The sequence below is a fragment of the Streptococcus sp. FDAARGOS_522 genome (genome assembly GCF_003812445.1).
Lineage (GTDB): Bacteria > Bacillota > Bacilli > Lactobacillales > Streptococcaceae > Streptococcus > Streptococcus agalactiae.
In genome coordinates, this window is the sequence record NZ_CP033808.1 from 128,749 (window position 1) to 149,595 (window position 20,847).

The window sequence follows — 20,847 nt, forward strand, 5'->3', positions numbered from 1 at the left end:
ATGAACCTCAAAAAAGTTCGTCTATTTGAAAAGGTTTTTCTAGACAAGAACTTGCATAAAACATATTTTATATTAGGCTTAACGATTACTATTGTATTGAGCCTATTAATGCCATTTTTCAATGAACCTGATGGACAATACCATTTAGCTGTGTCTGGTCGTATTTCAAATAACATTATTGATACTTCTTACTATGGAGAATATAATATTGATTCAGGTATGAGACGACAATCGACCTCCTATAGAGATGGTACTAGATTTGAAAAATACTATTTAAATAAAGCCAATTTTGTTGATGGTAATCATTTGCCTCGTGAGATAAACTATTCTAAACATAACTTTGTTTTTTGGGGTCATCTTGTGCCAGCAGTTGGCTTATTTTTAGGCAAATTTGTGTATCCTTCTATGGGGGTAATGATTACAGTAGCAAGGTTATTTAGTTCCTTTGTCTCAATCACCTTGGTTGCCCTCATTATCCGGTATGTGAAAAAAGGAAAGTTAATCTACTTTGCTATTTTCCTCAGTCCCGTAGTTCTAAATTCATTTGCTAGTCTATCTTATGACTCGACTGGATATATTGTATTTGGAGCATTTTTATCGCTTTTGATAAATCTTTTAGTTGATAAATCGTTGACTAAAAATCTTAGTATTGCTCTTATAGGATTGATTCTTTTAGTCATTGTTGCATGTAAGCAGAATTACTGGCTGTTTTTATTGCTAGTAATACCGGTATTATTGCAGGTTAACAATCCTAAATTAATGGGCTATAATCAGAAGCTATCACATTTATTTCAAGGTCTTAAATCTAAAAAGCTATTTTGGCTATGTCTAACCTTTTTGTCACTTGCTATAGTTTATGTTCTGACCGCAAGACATGGTGGTGTCCTTGCTGTTTTAAGACGTTATGTAATGACATTTGGCTATAATTATGCTGGTATCAATATTTTAAGTAATGACATTACTTCCTGGCTTGCCTCTCCATATCCAAGTCAGAATTTTATTCCCACTTGGGTATCATCAGTATGGTATCTCATGGTCTTTCTAGTATGGTTTTCTGAAGAAAAATTTGTTAAGTCAAAAAATATGGGATTTCTTTTCTTAGCTAGTTTCTTTGTGGGAATTCTTGGTGTCTTTTTTATCATGTTAGAATATCGTGGAGCGCCAACAAGCTACATTGAAGGAGTTCAAGGACGTTACTTTACTGTTACATTGCTTTTGGTACAAGTTTTTGCATCAAGTATTCCAGCGCGTCTAAATGAGGCAGGAAGGAAAGTGGTGCCGTATGCGTTAACTGGCTTGGTAATTGTATCAAATGCCTTATTGTTATTTGATACTGTTATTAGTTTAATTATGAGGAGAAACTAATGAAACTTTTGAAAAATATGTTTTATAATACCTCATACCAGTTATTGACTTTGTTGTTACCTTTAGTAACAGTTCCTTATGTTTCCCGTGTACTATCTCCTCAAGGCATCGGTATTAATGCCTATACGAGCTCCATTGTCATGTACTTTACTTTATTTGGTGCTTTAGGGATATCTTTGTACGGTAATCGTGAGATAGCTTTTGTGCAGTCAAATAAGTATAAGAGAAGTAAGATATTTTGGGAATTAGTTGTATTAAAACTTGCCTCTGTATCTATAGCAACGTTATTATTCTTTGGATTTGTCTTACTGACAAACGAATGGCAATTATTCTATTTAATTCAAGGTATTAATTTATTAGCGACTGCAACTGATATTTCGTGGTATTTTATTGGAGTTGAAGACTTTAAGATAATTGTCATTCGTAATACCATTGTTAAGCTTATTACAGTTGTTTTGACCTTCTTAGTTGTGAAGACGCCAGATGACCTAGCACTTTATATGTTTTTAATTGCATTTGCATCATTACTCGGAAATTTAACAGTCTGGCATCATTTAAAGCATGAAATCATCAAGATACCATTTAGTAGATTAGATGTCTTAGTACATCTAAGACCAACTTTAATGTTATTTTTACCCCAAATCACCATGCAGATTTATCTCTCTCTTAACAAGAGTATGCTGGGAGCAATGGATAGTGTGGTCAGTGCTGGATATTTTGATCAATCTGATAAAATTATTCGTATTTTATTTACCATTGTTTCAGCAATCGGAGGAGTTTTCTTGCCAAGGCTCTCCAGTCTATTTTCTTCAGGAAAAGAAAAGCAAGCCAAGGCTTTACTTTTGAAACTTGTTGATTTAAGCAATGCTATCTCAATGTTAATGATTGCGGGAGTGGTAGGAGTTTCGTCGACATTTGCTGTCTTCTTTTTTGGGAAAGGGTATGAAGTTGTCGGTCCGCTAATGGCTGTTGAGTCTTTGATGATCATTTGCATTTCTTATGGTAACGCTTTAGGGACACAGTATCTACTGGCTTCAAGACGTACAAAAGCTTACACAATGTCTGCAGTTATTGGACTTGTGGCAAATGTTGTGCTTAATATACTTTTAATACCAATTTTAGGTGCTATGGGAGCTATTATCTCTACAGTTATTACTGAATTTATTGTCTCTCTATATCAAGCTATCTCTTTAAGAGATGTATTTACTTTTAAAGAATTAACAAGAGGAATGCTGCGCTATTTAATTGCTGCTACTCTTAGTGGAGCTGTACTCTATTATATCAATACTCAAATGTCAGTATCATTGGTAAATTATGTCATTCAAAGTTTAGTAGCAGTAACTATCTATGTCGGTATCGTTTTTATAACCAAAGCACCAGTCATTCAGTTATTTAGAGATTTTAGAAAAGAGCATAGAACATGAAATATTTAGCGGGTATTGTCACCTTTAACCCCAATATTGAACGCTTAGATCAGAACATTCGAGCAATTTATCCTCAAGTAAGCCATATCTACATCGTAGATAATGGCTCGAAAAATAAGGAGGAAATTTCTCAATTAGTGGCCGATTATAATGAAGAGGGGCACCTAACTGTTGATTATTTAACAGAAAATAAAGGAATTGCATATGCTTTGAACTGTATTGGTCAATTTGCAGTAGCACAAGAATTTGATTGGTTCTTGACTTTAGATCAAGATTCGGTTGTCCTAGGTGATTTGATAGATAATTATGAAAATTACCTTCATTTACCTAAGGTCGGTATGTTATCTTGTTTGTATCAAGATATGAACCGTGAAAATTTAGTGATGCAAGAATTTGACTATAAAGAAATTGAAGAGTGTATTACTTCGGCTGCTTTAATGAAAACGAGCGTTTTCGAAGAAACATCTGGCTTTGCAGAAGAGATGTTTATTGATTTTGTTGACTCTGAAATGAATTATCGTCTGTCAGAGATGGGATATAAGACTTATCAGGTTAATTTTATTGGTCTGTTACACGAAATTGGACACTCTTCACGAGTTAAAAAATTTGGCCATGTTTTTCATGTATTGAATCATTCACCATTTCGAAAATATTACATGATACGCAATGCGATCTATATTATAAAAAAATATGGTAAGAAGAAGCGATACAAATATTTAGTATTTATGCGAAATGAATTTGTTCGAGTGTTGGTAGCAGAAGAGCAAAAGAGCAAAAAAATAGTTGCTATGATTAAAGGCTTAAAAGATGGCTTATTGATGAAAGTGGATAAATATGGAAAATAAGGTAAAAACAGTTGCTGTTTTCTCAGGATATTATCTACCCTTCCTCGGAGGTATTGAACGTTATACAGATAAAATGACAGCAGATTTGGTTAAGCGTGGCTACCGTGTTGTTATTGTAACAACTAATCATGGTGATTTACCGATTATAGATGAAGACAAGGGTAGAAAAATTTACCGTTTACCGACCAAAAATATTGTCAAGCAGCGCTATCCTATTATTAACAAAAATCGAGAATACAACACGCTGATGAAATATGTTTCAGATGAAAATATTGATTTTGTGATTTGTAATACACGTTTTCAGTTAACAACGCTAGAAGGGCTATCTTTTGCAAAGAATCACCATTTACCTAGTATTGTTTTAGACCATGGGTCAAGTCATTTTTCTGTCAATAATCGTTTTTTAGATTTCTTTGGAGCTATCTATGAACATCTTCTCACAGCGCGTGTTAAGCATTATCGTCCAGATTTTTATGCGGTATCCAAGAGAAGCGTTGAATGGTTAAAACATTTTAATATAGAAGCTAAAGGAGTTATTTATAATTCGGTATCTGAAAGTCTAGGCTCTGATTTTGCTGGTACGGCTTACCTTGAAAAATCTGCTGATGATATTTTCATCACTTATGCTGGTAGAATTATTAAAGAAAAAGGCATTGAATTGCTCTTAGAAGCATTTTCGATGTCACAGTACTCTGAAAATGTTTATTTACAGATTGCAGGAGACGGACCTGAATTAGCACATTTGAAAGAGAAATATCAGTCCAAACAGATTAACTTTTTGGGGAAATTAAACTTTGAACAGACTATGTCTTTAATGGCACAGACTGATATCTTTGTTTACCCTTCAATGTATCCAGAGGGATTACCAACCTCTATTTTAGAAGCTGGTCTACTTTCAAGTGCTATTATTGCAACAGATCGCGGTGGAACAGTTGAAGTTATTGATAGCCCTGAGTTAGGAATCATCATGGAAGAAAATACTCAGTCACTCCATGAATCTCTTGATTTATTAGTAAAAGATAAGGCATTAAGAGAGAAACTACAACAGAATATTGCTAAAAGAATTAAAGAACATTTCACATGGGAAAAAACAGTTGAAAAGTTGGATTATATTATTCAAAAAAATTAACATTAAAAAGCTAGAGCATTACACAATGCTCTAGCTTTTTAATGTTAATTTTTAAGAGTTATAGGAGCTACGATTAGTTATTTCATTAGTTTTTGCAAAAAGTTTGCAATATTTTTCTTCCTGTATTGATGAAATAATTTTTTGGATTTGATTGATTTGGTCTGAAGTATTAATCAGATCAATATATGTAATTAAACTCTCTGAAGAAATCTCATGTTTGATAAAGGGAGAAAGCTTTTTATTGGTAATAATAATGTCTGGATTAAGATTAGTAATATTGGAAAGATCATCAGTTAATAAATAGTAAGGGTGGAAATGAATCTTTTTAGAAGAAAATCTCTGTAATAAGCATTCTGTTAAAATTTGGTTATTAATAAAGTCTGTAGTTAGTACGGCTATCTGTATCGGAGGAATATGATTTTTGATGATTCTTTCTAGATGAGTACAAAGGAGAAGAAAATGTTGTTCTTTAAACGTGTATTCTCCAATTTTACTTAACCAATTTGTAATTATCGGTCGGAGAATAGTAGTTAATTTATCATGTCTATGATAGTTCCATGAAGGAAATGAAATTGTTTCAGGGATTAATTGATTTAATCCTAAAATAAATGTTCGGAAAAAAAAGATAGCAACTTTTACCAACTCATCATGATAGGAGCCAGATAAGGGAAGAGCATCTTTGAGTGGCTGTAATAATTTTTGGAATTTGGGATAATTTTCGAAAATAGCTATTACATTATCGATACGCTTCTCAGTCCAATTTGGATTAGAAAAAGAGTTATGGGAAGTAAGGTAAGCAAGAAAAATATAGTCTATATCGTCTTTTTTTAAATTAATTTTAAAGGAATCTATAATAACATTTTTGACACAATATTGTAATGTATCATAGATAAATATATTTTGTAGTTCAGTGAAAAGGGATGAGTAAGGGACAACTACATTATAATTAATACGTTTCCATGATAGAGACAACAATGTATCAAAGAAAATAAATGTATTTGGGAAGTAATGAGAAGCAGTAAAAGTAGTTGAGTGTTCTAATAACAATCGTTTGATGAGCAATTTATCCATCTTAGACATGGGATAAACTTCTATACCAAATTGAGCATTTAAAAATGCGATTAAATAGCGAATTCGATACTCGTCACCGGTAATAGTATTTTTGACAATCTGAAATCCAAGTTTTTCTAGTAATGGACTAATATGTTTTCGTATGCGATAAGCAGTTGCACAAGATAGTCCAAATTTTTCACTAAAGTAAGTTAAAGGTAACCTGCCTGAATCATTCGTGATCAAAAATTTTAAAAGTTGTAAAACGTGTGATTGATGATAAATATATTTGAAAGCTTGTTCTCTAGTTACACCATTAGATTGGTAGACTATTGTACTCTTTTCGATATTCAGAGAGAGTTGACTGTTAAATAAAGTTGTTAAATCATGACAATATTTCCTAATAAGTAGTTCAGATAAACCAAGTTGATGACATGATTTGTCTAGAGTAATGGAAGGGTAGTAATCATAGCATAAAGTTAGAAGTTTTATTTGATTAAGGATGTCTTTTTCTAAATAATTTTCAATCAATTCAGTAAACTCTCTCAAACATTATTTTTAAGCAATATTTTAAAACATAAAAAAAGGAAAATCAACTACTTAAGCTCATTGAAATATTTCTAAGATAATAAAAAATAAGATTATCAAATAAAAAGGAAAATTATTCAAAAATTGGGAAAAAACATTAAAATTCCATACCTTATAATAAGAAATTATTGATATCATAATAAGTGATAGTTTGTATATTCTAGGATATTCTGTATCTGATCTTAGATTTAGAAACGACATTTCGGCACAATAGGAGTTGTAAAATGAGAAAATACCAAAAATTTTCTAAAATATTGACGTTAAGTCTTTTTTGTTTGTCGCAAATACCGCTTAATACCAATGTTTTAGGGGAAAGTACCGTACCGGAAAATGGTGCTAAAGGAAAGTTAGTTGTTAAAAAGACAGATGACCAGAACAAACCACTTTCAAAAGCTACCTTTGTTTTAAAAACTACTGCTCATCCAGAAAGTAAAATAGAAAAAGTAACTGCTGAGCTAACAGGTGAAGCTACTTTTGATAATCTCATACCTGGAGATTATACTTTATCAGAAGAAACAGCGCCCGAAGGTTATAAAAAGACTAACCAGACTTGGCAAGTTAAGGTTGAGAGTAATGGAAAAACTACGATACAAAATAGTGGTGATAAAAATTCCACAATTGGACAAAATCAGGAAGAACTAGATAAGCAGTATCCCCCCACAGGAATTTATGAAGATACAAAGGAATCTTATAAACTTGAGCATGTTAAAGGTTCAGTTCCAAATGGAAAGTCAGAGGCAAAAGCAGTTAACCCATATTCAAGTGAAGGTGAGCATATAAGAGAAATTCCAGAGGGAACATTATCTAAACGTATTTCAGAAGTAGGTGATTTAGCTCATAATAAATATAAAATTGAGTTAACTGTCAGTGGAAAAACCATAGTAAAACCAGTGGACAAACAAAAGCCGTTAGATGTTGTCTTCGTACTCGATAATTCTAACTCAATGAATAACGATGGCCCAAATTTTCAAAGGCATAATAAAGCCAAGAAAGCTGCCGAAGCTCTTGGGACCGCAGTAAAAGATATTTTAGGAGCAAACAGTGATAATAGGGTTGCATTAGTTACCTATGGTTCAGATATTTTTGATGGTAGGAGTGTAGATGTCGTAAAAGGATTTAAAGAAGATGATAAATATTATGGCCTTCAAACTAAGTTCACAATTCAGACAGAGAATTATAGTCATAAACAATTAACAAATAATGCTGAAGAGATTATAAAAAGGATTCCGACAGAAGCTCCTAAAGCTAAGTGGGGATCTACTACCAATGGATTAACTCCAGAGCAACAAAAGGAGTACTATCTTAGTAAAGTAGGAGAAACATTTACTATGAAAGCCTTCATGGAGGCAGATGATATTTTGAGTCAAGTAAATCGAAATAGTCAAAAAATTATTGTTCATGTAACTGATGGTGTTCCTACGAGATCATATGCTATTAATAATTTTAAACTGGGTGCATCATATGAAAGCCAATTTGAACAAATGAAAAAAAATGGATATCTAAATAAAAGTAATTTTCTACTTACTGATAAGCCCGAGGATATAAAAGGAAATGGGGAGAGTTACTTTTTGTTTCCCTTAGATAGTTATCAAACACAGATAATCTCTGGAAACTTACAAAAACTTCATTATTTAGATTTAAATCTTAATTACCCTAAAGGTACATTTTATCGAAATGGACCAGTAAGAGAACATGGAACACCAACCAAACTTTATATAAATAGTTTAAAACAGAAAAATTATGACATCTTTAATTTTGGTATAGATATATCTGGTTTTAGACAAGTTTATAATGAGGATTATAAGAAAAATCAAGATGGTACTTTTCAAAAATTGAAAGAGGAAGCTTTTGAACTTTCAGATGGGGAAATAACAGAACTAATGAAGTCATTCTCTTCTAAACCTGAGTATTATACCCCGATAGTAACTTCATCCGATGCATCTAACAATGAAATTTTATCTAAAATTCAGCAACAATTTGAAAAGATTTTAACAAAAGAAAACTCAATTGTTAATGGAACTATAGAAGATCCTATGGGTGACAAAATCAATTTACAGCTTGGCAACGGACAAACATTGCAACCAAGTGATTATACTTTACAGGGAAATGATGGAAGTATAATGAAAGATAGCATTGCAACTGGTGGGCCTAATAATGATGGTGGAATACTTAAAGGGGTTAAATTAGAATACATCAAAAATAAACTCTACGTTAGAGGTTTGAACTTAGGGGAGGGACAAAAAGTAACACTCACATATGATGTGAAACTAGATGACAGTTTTATAAGTAACAAATTCTATGACACTAATGGTAGAACAACATTGAATCCTAAATCAGAGGATCCTAATACACTTAGAGATTTTCCAATCCCTAAAATTCGTGATGTGAGAGAATATCCTACAATAACGATTAAAAACGAGAAGAAGTTAGGTGAAATTGAATTTACAAAAGTTGATAAAGATAATAATAAGTTGCTTCTCAAAGGAGCTACGTTTGAACTTCAAGAATTTAATGAAGATTATAAACTTTATTTACCAATAAAAAATAATAATTCAAAAGTAGTGACGGGAGAAAACGGCAAAATTTCTTACAAAGATTTGAAAGATGGCAAATATCAGTTAATAGAAGCAGTTTCGCCGAAGGATTATCAAAAAATTACTAATAAACCAATTTTAACTTTTGAAGTTGTTAAAGGATCGATACAAAATATAATAGCTGTTAATAAACAGATTTCTGAATATCATGAGGAAGGTGACAAGCATTTAATTACCAACACGCATATTCCACCAAAAGGAATTATTCCGATGACAGGTGGGAAAGGAATTCTATCTTTCATTTTAATAGGTGGATCTATGATGTCTATTGCAGGTGGAATTTATATTTGGAAAAGATATAAGAAATCTAGTGATATATCTAGAGAAAAAGATTAAGAATCATGTGTTTTAGTATTCTTAATTAATTAAATATAATTCGAAAGGAGTGGTGCTGCGGTAATATTATAATCCGTATATTATTATCTATGTTGATTAACTAGAATAAGAAGGAGATAGAAATGAAAAAAATCAACAAATGTCTTACAATGTTCTCGACACTGCTATTGATCTTAACGTCACTATTCTCAGTTGCACCAGCGTTTGCGGACGACGCAACAACTGATACTGTGACCTTGCACAAGATTGTCATGCCACAAGCTGCATTTGATAACTTTACTGAAGGTACAAAAGGTAAGAATGATAGCGATTATGTTGGTAAACAAATTAATGACCTTAAATCTTATTTTGGCTCAACCGATGCTAAAGAAATCAAGGGTGCTTTCTTTGTTTTCAAAAATGAAACTGGTACAAAATTCATTACTGAAAATGGTAAGGAAGTCGATACTTTGGAAGCTAAAGATGCTGAAGGTGGTGCTGTTCTTTCAGGGTTAACAAAAGACAATGGTTTTGTTTTTAACACTGCTAAGTTAAAAGGAATTTACCAAATCGTTGAATTGAAAGAAAAATCAAACTACGATAACAACGGTTCTATCTTGGCTGATTCAAAAGCAGTTCCAGTTAAAATCACTCTGCCATTGGTAAACAACCAAGGTGTTGTTAAAGATGCTCACATTTATCCAAAGAATACTGAAACAAAACCACAAGTAGATAAGAACTTTGCAGATAAAGATCTTGATTATACTGACAACCGAAAAGACAAAGGTGTTGTCTCAGCGACAGTTGGTGACAAAAAAGAATACATAGTTGGAACAAAAATTCTTAAAGGCTCAGACTATAAGAAACTGGTTTGGACTGATAGCATGACTAAAGGTTTGACGTTCAACAACAACGTTAAAGTAACATTGGATGGTGAAGATTTTCCTGTTTTAAACTACAAACTCGTAACAGATGACCAAGGTTTCCGTCTTGCCTTGAATGCAACAGGTCTTGCAGCAGTAGCAGCAGCTGCAAAAGACAAAGATGTTGAAATCAAGATCACTTACTCAGCTACGGTGAACGGCTCCACTACTGTTGAAATTCCAGAAACCAATGATGTTAAATTGGACTATGGTAATAACCCAACGGAAGAAAGTGAACCACAAGAAGGTACTCCAGCTAACCAAGAAATTAAAGTCATTAAAGACTGGGCAGTAGATGGTACAATTACTGATGCTAATGTTGCAGTTAAAGCTATCTTTACCTTGCAAGAAAAACAAACGGATGGTACATGGGTGAACGTTGCTTCACACGAAGCAACAAAACCATCACGCTTTGAACATACTTTCACAGGTTTGGATAATGCTAAAACTTACCGCGTTGTCGAACGTGTTAGCGGCTACACTCCAGAATACGTATCATTTAAAAATGGTGTTGTGACTATCAAGAACAACAAAAACTCAAATGATCCAACTCCAATCAACCCATCAGAACCAAAAGTGGTGACTTATGGACGTAAATTTGTGAAAACAAATCAAGCTAACACTGAACGCTTGGCAGGAGCTACCTTCCTCGTTAAGAAAGAAGGCAAATACTTGGCACGTAAAGCAGGTGCAGCAACTGCTGAAGCAAAGGCAGCTGTAAAAACTGCTAAACTAGCATTGGATGAAGCTGTTAAAGCTTATAACGACTTGACTAAAGAAAAACAAGAAGGCCAAGAAGGTAAAACAGCATTGGCTACTGTTGATCAAAAACCAAAAGCTTACAATGACGCTTTTGTTAAAGCTAACTACTCATATGAATGGGTTGCAGATAAAAAGGCTGATAATGTTGTTAAATTGATCTCTAACGCCGGTGGTCAATTTGAAATTACTGGTTTGGATAAAGGCACTTATGGCTTGGAAGAAACTCAAGCACCAGCAGGTTATGCGACATTGTCAGGTGATGTAAACTTTGAAGTAACTGCCACATCATATAGCAAAGGGGCTACAACTGACATCGCATATGATAAAGGCTCTGTAAAAAAAGATGCCCAACAAGTTCAAAACAAAAAAGTAACCATCCCACAAACAGGTGGTATTGGTACAATTCTTTTCACAATTATTGGTTTAAGCATTATGCTTGGAGCAGTAGTTATCATGAAAAAACGTCAATCAGAGGAAGCTTAAGGCTAGTCTTTGATGATGTATAAGCACAGTTAAAGCTGTGCTTATGATCTAAGGGTATTTCAGTAGAAGTACTCTTAGATCATAAGCAAGAGCCATTATTTAGGAGATGACGTGAAGACTAAAAATATCAACAAAAAAACTAAAAAGAAGAAGTCAAATCTTCCTTTTATCATTCTTTTTCTAATAGGTCTATCTATTTTATTGTATCCAGTGGTATCACGTTTTTACTATACGATAGAATCTAATAATCAAACACAGGATTTTGAGAGAGCTGCTAAAAAACTTAGTCAGAAAGAAATCAATCGTCGTATGACTCTAGCACAAGCTTATAATGATTCTTTAAATAATGTCCATCTTGAAGATCCTTATGAGAAGAAACGAATTCAAAAGGGGGTAGCAGAGTACGCCCGTATGTTAGAGGTAAGTGAAAAAATCGGCACAATTTCAGTTCCTAAGATAGGTCAAAAACTCCCTATATTTGCAGGTTCAAGTCAAAAAGTTCTATCTAAAGGAGCAGGGCATTTAGAAGGTACTTCTCTTCCAATTGGAGGAAATAGCACACATACCGTTATAACAGCGCACTCAGGAATTCCAGATAAAGAACTCTTTTCTAACCTTAAAAAGTTAAAAAAAGGAGATAAGTTTTATATTCAAAACATAAAAGAAACGATAGCATATCAAGTAGATCAGATAAAAGTCGTTACACCCGATAACTTTTCAGATTTGTTGGTTGTTCCTGGACATGATTATGCAACCTTATTAACTTGCACCCCGATTATGGTCAATACACACAGACTTTTAGTAAGGGGACATCGTATTCCTTATAAAGGTCTTATTGATGAAAAATTAATGAAAGAAGGTCATTTAAACACGATTTATAGATATCTTTTCTATATATCTTTAGTTATTATTGCTTGGTTACTTTGGTTAATAAAACGTCAACGTCAAAAAAATCGTTTAGCAAGTGTTAGAAAAGGAATTGAATCATAATGGGAGGAAAATTTCAGAAAAACCTTAAGAAATCGGTCGTTTTAAATCGATGGATGAATGTAGGCCTGATACTATTGTTCTTAGTTGGTCTTTTGATAACCTCATATCCTTTTATTTCAAATTGGTACTATAATATTAAAGCTAATAATCAAGTAACTAACTTTGATAATCAAACCCAAAAATTAAATACTAAAGAGATTAATAGACGATTTGAGTTAGCAAAAGCTTATAATAGAACACTGGACCCAAGCCGCCTATCAGATCCCTATACTGAAAAAGGAAAAAAAGGTATTGCTGAATACGCCCACATGCTTGAGATTGCTGAAATGATTGGATATATTGATATACCGTCTATCAAGCAAAAATTACCTATCTATGCGGGGACTACCAGTAGTGTTCTTGAAAAAGGAGCAGGACACCTTGAAGGAACCTCCTTGCCAATTGGTGGAAAAAGTTCACATACTGTTATCACAGCTCATCGCGGCTTACCTAAAGCTAAGTTATTTACAGATTTAGATAAACTTAAAAAAGGAAAAATTTTTTATATTCATAATATCAAAGAAGTTTTAGCCTATAAGGTTGATCAAATAAGTGTTGTAAAGCCAGATAATTTTTCTAAATTATTGGTTGTTAAAGGTAAGGATTATGCGACTTTGCTAACATGTACACCTTATTCGATTAATTCACATCGTTTACTAGTTAGAGGGCATCGAATCAAGTATGTACCTCCTGTTAAAGAAAAGAACTATTTAATGAAAGAATTGCAAACACACTATAAACTTTATTTCCTCTTATCAATCCTAGTTATTCTTATATTAGTCGCTTTACTATTATATTTAAAACGAAAATTTAAAGAGAGAAAGAGAAAGGGAAATCAAAAATGAAAAAGATTAGAAAAAGTTTAGGACTTCTACTATGTTGCTTTTTAGGATTGGTACAATTAGCGTTTTTTTCGGTAGCCAGTGTAAATGCTGATACCCCTAATCAACTAACAATCACACAGATAGGACTTCAGCCAAATACTACAGAGGAGGGGATTTCTTATCGTTTATGGACTGTGACTGACAACTTAAAAGTTGATTTATTGAGCCAAATGACAGATAGCGAATTGAACCAGAAGTATAAGAGTATCTTGACTTCTCCTACTGATACTAATGGTCAGACAAAGATAGCACTCCCAAATGGTTCGTACTTTGGTCGTGCTTATAAAGCTGATCAAAGCGTTTCAACAATAGTACCTTTTTATATTGAATTACCAGATGATAAGTTATCAAATCAATTACAGATAAATCCTAAGCGAAAAGTTGAAACAGGCCGATTAAAACTTATTAAATATACAAAAGAAGGAAAGATAAAGAAAAGGCTATCCGGAGTAATATTTGTATTATACGATAACCAGAATCAGCCAGTTCGCTTTAAAAATGGACGATTTACGACCGATCAAGATGGGATTACTTCATTAGTAACTGATGATAAGGGAGAAATTGAGGTTGAAGGTTTATTACCTGGTAAGTATATTTTTCGAGAAGCAAAAGCACTAACTGGTTACCGTATATCTATGAAGGATGCTGTAGTTGCTGTAGTTGCTAATAAAACACAGGAAGTAGAGGTAGAAAACGAAAAAGAAACTCCTCCACCAACAAATCCTAAACCATCACAACCGCTTTTTCCACAATCATTTCTTCCTAAAACAGGAATGATTATTGGTGGAGGACTGACAATTCTTGGTTGTATTATTTTGGGAATTTTGTTTATCTTTTTAAGAAAAACTAAAAATAGCAAATCTGAAAGAAACGATACAGTATAGTAATTTGGTATTAATATGATTTTTAATCACTACTACTAATTAGTAATTAAAAAACTTGCAATTGCAAGTTTTTTTTGTTATGCTATAGGTGTCTTCAGGGCAGGGTGTAATTCCCGACCGGCGGTAATCGCTTCCAACTTATTTGTCAGTTGTGAAGCATCAGTCCGCGAGCGAAAGCTGATGTGGTGAGATTCCACAACCGACAGTAAAGTCTGGATGGGAGAAGACAAAGGTTTTTTCGCGTACATACGCTTACCTTTGGAGCTTCTTTCAATTTATTTAAATTGGAGGAATTTTTTTATGACAAATACACGTAAAATGGTGACAATCGCCATTCTTTCTGCCTTATCTTTTGTATTGATGATGGTTTCATTTCCATTAATACCAGGAGCAGAATTTTTAAAGGTTGATTTTTCAATCCTTCCGATGTTAGTTGCTTTTATTTTATTTGATTTGAAATCAAGTTATGGTGTACTCTTATTAAGATCACTTTTAAAAGTTATACTTGCTAATCGTGGTCCAGAAACGTTTATTGGTTTACCGATGAATATGGTTGCTCTAGCTTTATTTTTAGCAAGTTTCGCTATTTTCTGGAAAAATAGAGAGAGTGCAAAAGATTTTATTAAAGCTAGTCTATTTGGTACAGTTAGCTTGACCGTATCTATGGTAGCTCTCAACTATGTCTTTGCGATTCCTTTGTATGCTATATTTGCTAACTTTGATATCAGAACATTTATTGGTGTAGGCAATTACCTTTTAACAATGGTTATTCCATTTAATATCGTTGAGGGAATTTTAATTTCGATTGTTTTCTATCTAACTTACGTGGCTTGTTTGCCAATATTAGAAAGATATAAAAAGACTAATGTTATCTCGTCAAAATAGTAAACTTATTCAAGCATTTATTGCTATTATCTTATTTTTCAGTTTAGGATTGGTCATCAAATATTGGCCCGACACTGTAATTTCATTTGACCAAACTATTCAAGAAAGTGTTAGAGGACAGTTGCCAAATCTTTCTACAAGATTTTTCAAGTTAATCACTGTGATTGGTAATACTGTAAGCCAGATAGCTATTGCGATTATGAGCGTCACTTTCTGTTACCTTAAGAAGTGGTATCCTCAAGCTAGATTTATCGCAGTAAATGCTATTATCTCTGGTATATGTATACTTTCTTTAAAACTTATTTTTCAAAGAGTAAGACCAACTTTAACCCATTTAGTATTTGCAGGTGGCTATTCGTTTCCCAGTGGGCACTCGATGGGAACATTTATGATATTTGGGAGTATTATTATCTTATTGCAGTACTATATGCCTAAGAGTATATGGAAACTGTTGTACCAAGGTATTTTGGGTTTGCTCATTTTTTTAATTGGGTTATCTCGTATTTACCTAGGGGTTCATTTTCCGACAGATGTTTTAGCTGGTTTTATACTTGCTTATGGTATTTTGAATCTAACTGCGTATATCTTTTTAGCCAAGGATTGGTTAAAGAAAGTGAAGTAAATAAAAGATTGGAACGTCAGTTAGTTCCAATCTTTTTTAGTTTTATTGTAGTAGTGAGGTTATTTTAGTTAAAATTGTGATACAATTATCCTATGAAAAAACGTTATCGTGCGATTAATGATTATTATCGAGAACTCTTTGGAGAAAAAATATTTAAATTACCTATAGATGCTGGTTTTGACTGTCCTAACAGAGATGGAACAGTTGCTAGAGGAGGGTGCACTTTTTGCACAGTTTCTGGTTCAGGGGATGCTATAGTTGCTCCAGAAGCTCCTATTCGTGAACAATTCTATAAAGAAATTGATTTCATGCATAGAAAGTGGCCTGAGGTTAATAAATACTTAGTCTATTTTCAAAATTTTACCAATACCCATGCTAAGTTAGAGATAATTAAAGAGCGTTACGAACAGGCTATTAATGAGCCAGGAGTTATCGGGATCAACATCGGAACAAGGCCGGATTGCTTACCTGATGAAACTATATACTATCTCGCTGAACTTTCTGAAAGAATGCATGTGACTTTAGAATTAGGTCTTCAGACAACTTATGAAGTAACTTCTGCATTAATAAATAGAGCACATTCATATGACCTTTACAAAAAAACTGTTAAGAGAATACGAGAATTAGCTCCTAAAGTAGAAATCGTTTCTCACCTAATAAATGGTCTCCCAGGGGAGACACATGATATGATGGTGGAAAATGTTCGTCGATGTGTTACGGATAATGATATTCAGGGTATAAAATTACACCTTCTGCATCTTATGACTAATACAAGAATGCAGAGAGATTACCATGAAGGTCGTTTACGTTTGTTAAGTCAAGAAGACTATATTTCGATTATTTGTGACCAACTGGAGATTATTCCAAAACATATTGTTATTCACCGAATTACTGGTGATGCGCCACGTCATATGTTAATTGGACCGATGTGGAGCCTTAATAAATGGGAAGTGCTTAATGCCATTGACAAAGAAATGGAGAAAAGACAGTCATATCAAGGATGTAAAGTTGAGGTAAAACATGATTAAAAGACCAATTCATCTTTCTCATGATTTTTTAGCAGAAGTTATTGATAAAGAAGCAATAACGCTTGATGCAACTATGGGAAATGGGAATGATACTGTTTTTTTAGCGAAAAGTTCTAAAAAAGTTTATGCATTTGATATTCAAGAAGAAGCAATAGCAAAAACGAAAGCAAAGCTCACGGAGCAAGGGATCTCTAACGCTGAACTTATCTTGGATGGGCATGAAAATTTGGAACAGTATGTTCATACACCTTTAAGAGCAGCTATATTTAATCTGGGATACTTACCCTCAGCGGATAAAACAGTTATTACAAAACCTCACACAACTATCAAGGCAATCAAAAACGTTTTAGATATTTTAGAAGTAGGTGGACGTCTATCGCTTATGGTTTATTATGGTCATGATGGTGGAAAAAGTGAGAAAGATGCGGTGATAGCATTCGTGGAACAATTACCACAGAATAATTTCGCTACAATGCTTTATCAACCACTCAATCAAGTTAACACGCCCCCCTTTTTAATTATGGTAGAAAAGTTACAATCATATGAAAATGAGGTGTAACTATCTTTAGGCAATTAGCTAAAATGATAATTGCTATAAAATGCCGTAAACAATATTATCGACTATGCGCTCAGTGCTATTATATGATATAATGATAGCATTATCTAATAGAAGAACAGTTGGTAGAGTTAATCGCTATCAGCTAAATTCAAATAATTTTTATTTAGGAGTAATTTTCCATGGAAGACCCTGGCAGTCAGAGTTTGTTACTACAATTTGTTATTTTATTAATATTAACCCTATTTAACGCCTTCTTTTCAGCATCTGAAATGGCTTTAGTATCGCTAAACCGCTCTAAAGTAGAACAGAAAGCTGAAGAAGGGGACAAAAGGTATCGACGTCTTTTGGACGTTCTTGAAAATCCCAATAATTTTTTATCAACAATTCAAGTTGGTATTACTTTTATTAGCCTTTTGCAAGGGGCTAGTTTATCTGCCTCACTAGGACATGTGATTTCAGGGTGGCTAGGAAATTCAGCAACAGCCCGTACAGCAGGGAGTATTATTGCGCTAATCTTTTTAACATATGTCTCTATTGTTCTAGGAGAATTATATCCTAAGCGTATTGCTATGAATTTGAAAGATCGTCTAGCAATTGTTTCAGCTCCCATTATTATCTTTCTAGGAAAAATAGTAAGCCCCTTTGTATGGTTGCTCTCAGCTTCAACTAACTTATTGAGTAGAATCACTCCGATGACTTTTGATGATGCTGACGAGAAGATGACACGTGATGAAATTGAATATATGTTGACGAATAGTGAAGAAACTTTGGATGCTGAAGAAATTGAGATGCTGCAAGGGATTTTCTCGCTAGATGAAATGATGGCGCGTGAAGTTATGGTTCCGCGTACTGATGCTTTCATGATTGACATCAACAATGATGCACAATCAAATATTGAAGGAATTTTATCACAAAACTTTTCTCGTGTCCCTGTTTATGATGACGATAAAGATAGAGTTGTAGGTGTTTTACATACCAAGCGCTTATTGGAAGCGGGATTTAAAACTGGTTTTGATACTATCGACTTGCGAAAAATACTTCAGGAACCTCTTTTTGTTCCAGAAACGATTTTTGTAGATGATCTTTTAAAAGCATTGCGCAACACTCAAAATCAAATGGCCATTTTACTAGATGAATATGGTGGCGTTGCTGGTTTAGTAACTCTAGAAGATTTATTGGAAGAAATTGTCGGCGAAATTGATGATGAAACAGATACAGCTGAACAATTTGTCAGGGAAATCGATGAGAATATCTATATTGTTCTAGGAACTATGACGCTTAATGAATTTAATGATTATTTTGAGACAGAGTTAGAAAGTGATGATGTTGATACAATTGCGGGTTATTATTTAACTGGTGTGGGTAGTATTCCAAACCAAGAGGAAAAAGTAGCTTACGAAGTAGACAGTAAAGATAAACACATCACTTTGATTAATGATAAAGTTAAAGATGGTCGTATAACAAAATTGAAGGTGCTATTGTCTGATATAGAACAGAATATTGAAAAAGACTAAGATTACTTAGTCTTTTTTTCATGAAAATGATATAATAAAGTCATAAAAACGGTTACAAGGTGATGAAATGGCAGAAATAGACTATAAAAAAGTAACAGGAATGATCCATTCTACAGAAAGTTTCGGCTCTGTGGATGGGCCAGGTATTCGTTTTATCATTTTTATGCAAGGATGTAAAATGCGTTGTCAATACTGTCATAATCCTGATACTTGGGAAATGGAAACTAACAATTCAAAGGAACGTACCGTTGAGGATGTTCTAAAGGAAGCTCTCCGTTATAAACATTTTTGGGGAAAAGATGGAGGTATCACAGTTTCAGGTGGTGAAGCAATGCTGCAAATTGACTTTATTACAGCACTCTTTATTGAGGCTAAGAAACTAGGTATTCATACGACGCTAGATACTTGTGGTTTTGCTTATCGAGCAACACCAGAATACCATGTTATCCTTGAAAAATTGTTAGATGTTACTGATTTGGTACTCCTTGACTTAAAAGAAATTGATCCAGAACAACATAAAATTGTAACTCGTCAGTCTAACAAAAATATTTTACAGTTTGCTAGATATTTATCTGATAGAGGTACTCCGGTATGGATTCGTCATGTTTTAGTTCCCGGATTGACTGATATCGATGACCATTTAAAACGTTTGGGTGAATTTGTCCAAACACTTGATAATGTCGATAAATTTGAAGTATTGCCTTATCATACCATGGGAGAGTTCAAATGGCGTGAATTAGGAATTCCGTATCCATTAGCTGGTGTGAAACCACCAACTCCAGAACGTGTTAAAAACGCTAAAGATATCATGAAAACAGAATCCTATACAGAATATCTAAAAAGAATTCAAAATTAGTTTTAAGTTGAATTTTATTCAACTTTTTTAGTTGCAAAGGGCTTCCTAGTAAGATTTTTTGCTAAGTTATTCAATTTTTGCTACAATAAGGTGAATATAAAAGAAGAGGTAAAAACATGTCTAAAATTTTAGTCTTTGGTCACCAAAATCCAGATTCAGATGCTATTGGATCATCAGTTGCTTTTGCATATCTAGCTAAAGAAGCTTGGGGGCTTGACACAGAGGCCGTTGCTTTAGGAACTCCAAATGAAGAAACAGCATATGTTTTAGATTATTTTGGTGTTCAAGCACCTCGAGTAGTAGAATCTGCAAAAGCAGAGGGTGTAGAGACAGTCATTTTAACTGACCATAACGAATTCCAACAATCTATTTCTGATATTAAAGATGTGACAGTTTATGGTGTTGTTGATCATCATCGTGTTGCTAACTTTGAGACTGCCAATCCGTTATATATGCGTTTGGAACCAGTTGGCTCAGCATCATCGATTGTTTACCGTATGTTTAAGGAAAATGGAGTATCAGTACCCAAAGAGTTGGCTGGTTTATTATTATCAGGTTTGATTTCAGATACTCTTCTTTTGAAATCACCAACAACTCATGCTTCAGATATTCCAGTTGCAAAAGAACTAGCAGAGCTTGCAGGTGTAAACTTAGAAGAATATGGTTTAGAAATGCTTAAAGCAGGTACTAACCTCTCAAGTAAGACTGCAGCGGAGTTGATTGATATTGATGCTAAAACATTTGAATTAAATGGAGAAGCTGTTCGTGTTGCACAAGTTAATACTGTGGACATTAACGATATTTTAGCACGTCAAGAAGAGATTGAAGTTGCTATTCAAGAAGCAATTGTCACAGAAGGTTATTCTGATTTTGTATTGATGATTACTGACATTGTTAATTCAAATTCAGAGATTTTAGCTCTCGGTTCAAATATGGCTAAAGTTGAAGCAGCTTTTGAATTTACACTTGAAAATAACCACGCTTTTCTTGCTGGGGCAGTATCACGCAAAAAACAAGTTGTTCCTCAATTGACAGAAAGCTACAATGCTTAATTAATCATGTAAAACGGGCTGCGTCCCGTTTTTTTAGTCATACATTTAGGAGCGCT

17 protein-coding genes and 1 riboswitch are annotated in these 20,847 nt (G+C 33.6%); of the genes, 16 read left to right on the forward strand and 1 reads right to left on the reverse strand.

What is annotated here, in order from left to right:
* Genes EGX70_RS00670 through EGX70_RS00685 form a run of 4 tightly spaced genes read left to right on the forward strand, consistent with a single transcriptional unit; the run spans position 1 to position 4,763 of the window.
* Complete coding sequence (locus EGX70_RS00670) at positions 1–1,365, forward strand: DUF2142 domain-containing protein (RefSeq protein WP_123947829.1); 1,365 nt, start codon at positions 1–3, stop codon at positions 1,363–1,365.
* Entirely contained in the window at positions 1,365–2,789 is a 1,425-nt protein-coding gene (locus EGX70_RS00675) for an oligosaccharide flippase family protein (RefSeq protein ID WP_000771258.1), read from the forward strand. The genes EGX70_RS00670 and EGX70_RS00675 overlap by 1 nt, the downstream gene beginning before the upstream one ends.
* Entirely contained in the window at positions 2,786–3,634 is an 849-nt protein-coding gene (locus tag EGX70_RS00680) for a glycosyltransferase (protein WP_000875981.1), read from the forward strand. The genes EGX70_RS00675 and EGX70_RS00680 overlap by 4 nt, the downstream gene beginning before the upstream one ends.
* Positions 3,624–4,763, forward strand: coding sequence for a glycosyltransferase family 4 protein (locus tag EGX70_RS00685; protein ID WP_000428969.1), 1,140 nt, complete (start codon positions 3,624–3,626; stop codon positions 4,761–4,763). Before EGX70_RS00680 ends, EGX70_RS00685 begins: the two co-directional genes overlap by 11 nt.
* A 51-nt stretch (positions 4,764–4,814) precedes the next feature.
* Here the strand turns inward: EGX70_RS00685 and EGX70_RS00690 are convergent, their stop codons facing one another.
* Positions 4,815–6,344 (reverse strand): helix-turn-helix domain-containing protein, encoded by a 1,530-nt coding sequence (locus EGX70_RS00690; RefSeq protein ID WP_000572343.1) that lies wholly within the window; start codon positions 6,342–6,344, stop codon positions 4,815–4,817.
* 281 nt (positions 6,345–6,625) lie between these two features.
* Here EGX70_RS00690 and pilA point away from each other — a divergent pair, with 281 nt between their 5' ends.
* The 12 genes from pilA (at position 6,626) to EGX70_RS00750 (ending at position 20,791) form a co-directional block, all read left to right on the forward strand.
* Complete coding sequence (gene pilA / locus EGX70_RS00695; RefSeq protein ID WP_001233995.1) at positions 6,626–9,331, forward strand: PI-2a pilus adhesin PilA; 2,706 nt, start codon at positions 6,626–6,628, stop codon at positions 9,329–9,331.
* Between the two features lie 122 nt (positions 9,332–9,453).
* A complete protein-coding gene (pilB, locus tag EGX70_RS00700; RefSeq protein WP_123947831.1) occupies positions 9,454–11,478 on the forward strand; it encodes a PI-2a pilus major subunit PilB in 2,025 nt (674 codons plus the stop codon).
* 111 nt (positions 11,479–11,589) lie between these two features.
* The gene (locus EGX70_RS00705) at positions 11,590–12,468 is read left to right on the forward strand and encodes a class C sortase (protein WP_000850674.1); all 879 of its coding nucleotides are present in this window, start codon (positions 11,590–11,592) and stop codon (positions 12,466–12,468) included.
* A complete protein-coding gene (gene srtC4 / locus EGX70_RS00710; protein WP_123947833.1) occupies positions 12,468–13,352 on the forward strand; it encodes a PI-2a pilus assembly sortase SrtC4 in 885 nt (294 codons plus the stop codon). The genes EGX70_RS00705 and srtC4 overlap by 1 nt, the downstream gene beginning before the upstream one ends.
* Entirely contained in the window at positions 13,349–14,275 is a 927-nt protein-coding gene (gene pilC / locus EGX70_RS00715) for a PI-2a pilus subunit PilC (protein ID WP_000723817.1), read from the forward strand. Before srtC4 ends, pilC begins: the two co-directional genes overlap by 4 nt.
* Positions 14,276–14,361: 86 nt before the next feature.
* Positions 14,362–14,507: riboswitch (FMN riboswitch) on the forward strand.
* A gap of 68 nt (positions 14,508–14,575) precedes the next feature.
* Complete coding sequence (locus EGX70_RS00720; protein WP_000185809.1) at positions 14,576–15,160, forward strand: ECF transporter S component; 585 nt, start codon at positions 14,576–14,578, stop codon at positions 15,158–15,160.
* Positions 15,141–15,782 (forward strand): phosphatase PAP2 family protein, encoded by a 642-nt coding sequence (locus EGX70_RS00725; protein WP_000952716.1) that lies wholly within the window; start codon positions 15,141–15,143, stop codon positions 15,780–15,782. Before EGX70_RS00720 ends, EGX70_RS00725 begins: the two co-directional genes overlap by 20 nt.
* 92 nt (positions 15,783–15,874) lie before the next feature.
* Positions 15,875–16,810, forward strand: a complete 936-nt coding sequence (locus EGX70_RS00730) for a TIGR01212 family radical SAM protein (RefSeq protein WP_000747791.1) — start codon at positions 15,875–15,877, stop codon at positions 16,808–16,810.
* Positions 16,803–17,369 carry a class I SAM-dependent methyltransferase gene (locus EGX70_RS00735; protein ID WP_000596036.1) on the forward strand — a complete coding sequence of 189 codons (567 nt, stop codon included), beginning with the start codon at positions 16,803–16,805 and terminating at the stop codon, positions 17,367–17,369. Before EGX70_RS00730 ends, EGX70_RS00735 begins: the two co-directional genes overlap by 8 nt.
* A 179-nt stretch (positions 17,370–17,548) precedes the next feature.
* A complete protein-coding gene (locus tag EGX70_RS00740; RefSeq protein ID WP_000389986.1) occupies positions 17,549–18,883 on the forward strand; it encodes a hemolysin family protein in 1,335 nt (444 codons plus the stop codon).
* A 67-nt stretch (positions 18,884–18,950) separates the two neighbouring features.
* Entirely contained in the window at positions 18,951–19,739 is a 789-nt protein-coding gene (pflA, locus tag EGX70_RS00745) for a pyruvate formate-lyase-activating protein (protein ID WP_000807700.1), read from the forward strand.
* Between the two features lie 116 nt (positions 19,740–19,855).
* The gene (locus EGX70_RS00750; protein WP_000036019.1) at positions 19,856–20,791 is read left to right on the forward strand and encodes a manganese-dependent inorganic pyrophosphatase; all 936 of its coding nucleotides are present in this window, start codon (positions 19,856–19,858) and stop codon (positions 20,789–20,791) included.
* Positions 20,792–20,847 lie beyond the last annotated feature (56 nt).

Excerpts from the sequence above, each read along its gene's own strand:
- EGX70_RS00670 (WP_123947829.1), top strand. The coding sequence starts at position 1 with ATGAACCTCAAAAAAGTTCGTCTATTTGAAAAGGTTTTTCTAGACAAG.
- EGX70_RS00675 (WP_000771258.1), top strand. The coding sequence starts at position 1,365 with ATGAAACTTTTGAAAAATATGTTTTATAATACCTCATACCAGTTATTG.
- EGX70_RS00680 (WP_000875981.1), top strand. The coding sequence starts at position 2,786 with ATGAAATATTTAGCGGGTATTGTCACCTTTAACCCCAATATTGAACGC.
- EGX70_RS00685 (WP_000428969.1), top strand. The coding sequence starts at position 3,624 with ATGGAAAATAAGGTAAAAACAGTTGCTGTTTTCTCAGGATATTATCTA.
- pilA (WP_001233995.1), top strand. The coding sequence starts at position 6,626 with ATGAGAAAATACCAAAAATTTTCTAAAATATTGACGTTAAGTCTTTTT.
- pilB (WP_123947831.1), top strand. The coding sequence starts at position 9,454 with ATGAAAAAAATCAACAAATGTCTTACAATGTTCTCGACACTGCTATTG.
- srtC4 (WP_123947833.1), top strand. The coding sequence starts at position 12,468 with ATGGGAGGAAAATTTCAGAAAAACCTTAAGAAATCGGTCGTTTTAAAT.
- pilC (WP_000723817.1), top strand. The coding sequence starts at position 13,349 with ATGAAAAAGATTAGAAAAAGTTTAGGACTTCTACTATGTTGCTTTTTA.
- EGX70_RS00720 (WP_000185809.1), top strand. The coding sequence starts at position 14,576 with ATGACAAATACACGTAAAATGGTGACAATCGCCATTCTTTCTGCCTTA.
- EGX70_RS00725 (WP_000952716.1), top strand. The coding sequence starts at position 15,141 with ATGTTATCTCGTCAAAATAGTAAACTTATTCAAGCATTTATTGCTATT.
- EGX70_RS00730 (WP_000747791.1), top strand. The coding sequence starts at position 15,875 with ATGAAAAAACGTTATCGTGCGATTAATGATTATTATCGAGAACTCTTT.
- EGX70_RS00735 (WP_000596036.1), top strand. The coding sequence starts at position 16,803 with ATGATTAAAAGACCAATTCATCTTTCTCATGATTTTTTAGCAGAAGTT.
- EGX70_RS00740 (WP_000389986.1), top strand. The coding sequence starts at position 17,549 with ATGGAAGACCCTGGCAGTCAGAGTTTGTTACTACAATTTGTTATTTTA.
- pflA (WP_000807700.1), top strand. The coding sequence starts at position 18,951 with ATGGCAGAAATAGACTATAAAAAAGTAACAGGAATGATCCATTCTACA.
- EGX70_RS00750 (WP_000036019.1), top strand. The coding sequence starts at position 19,856 with ATGTCTAAAATTTTAGTCTTTGGTCACCAAAATCCAGATTCAGATGCT.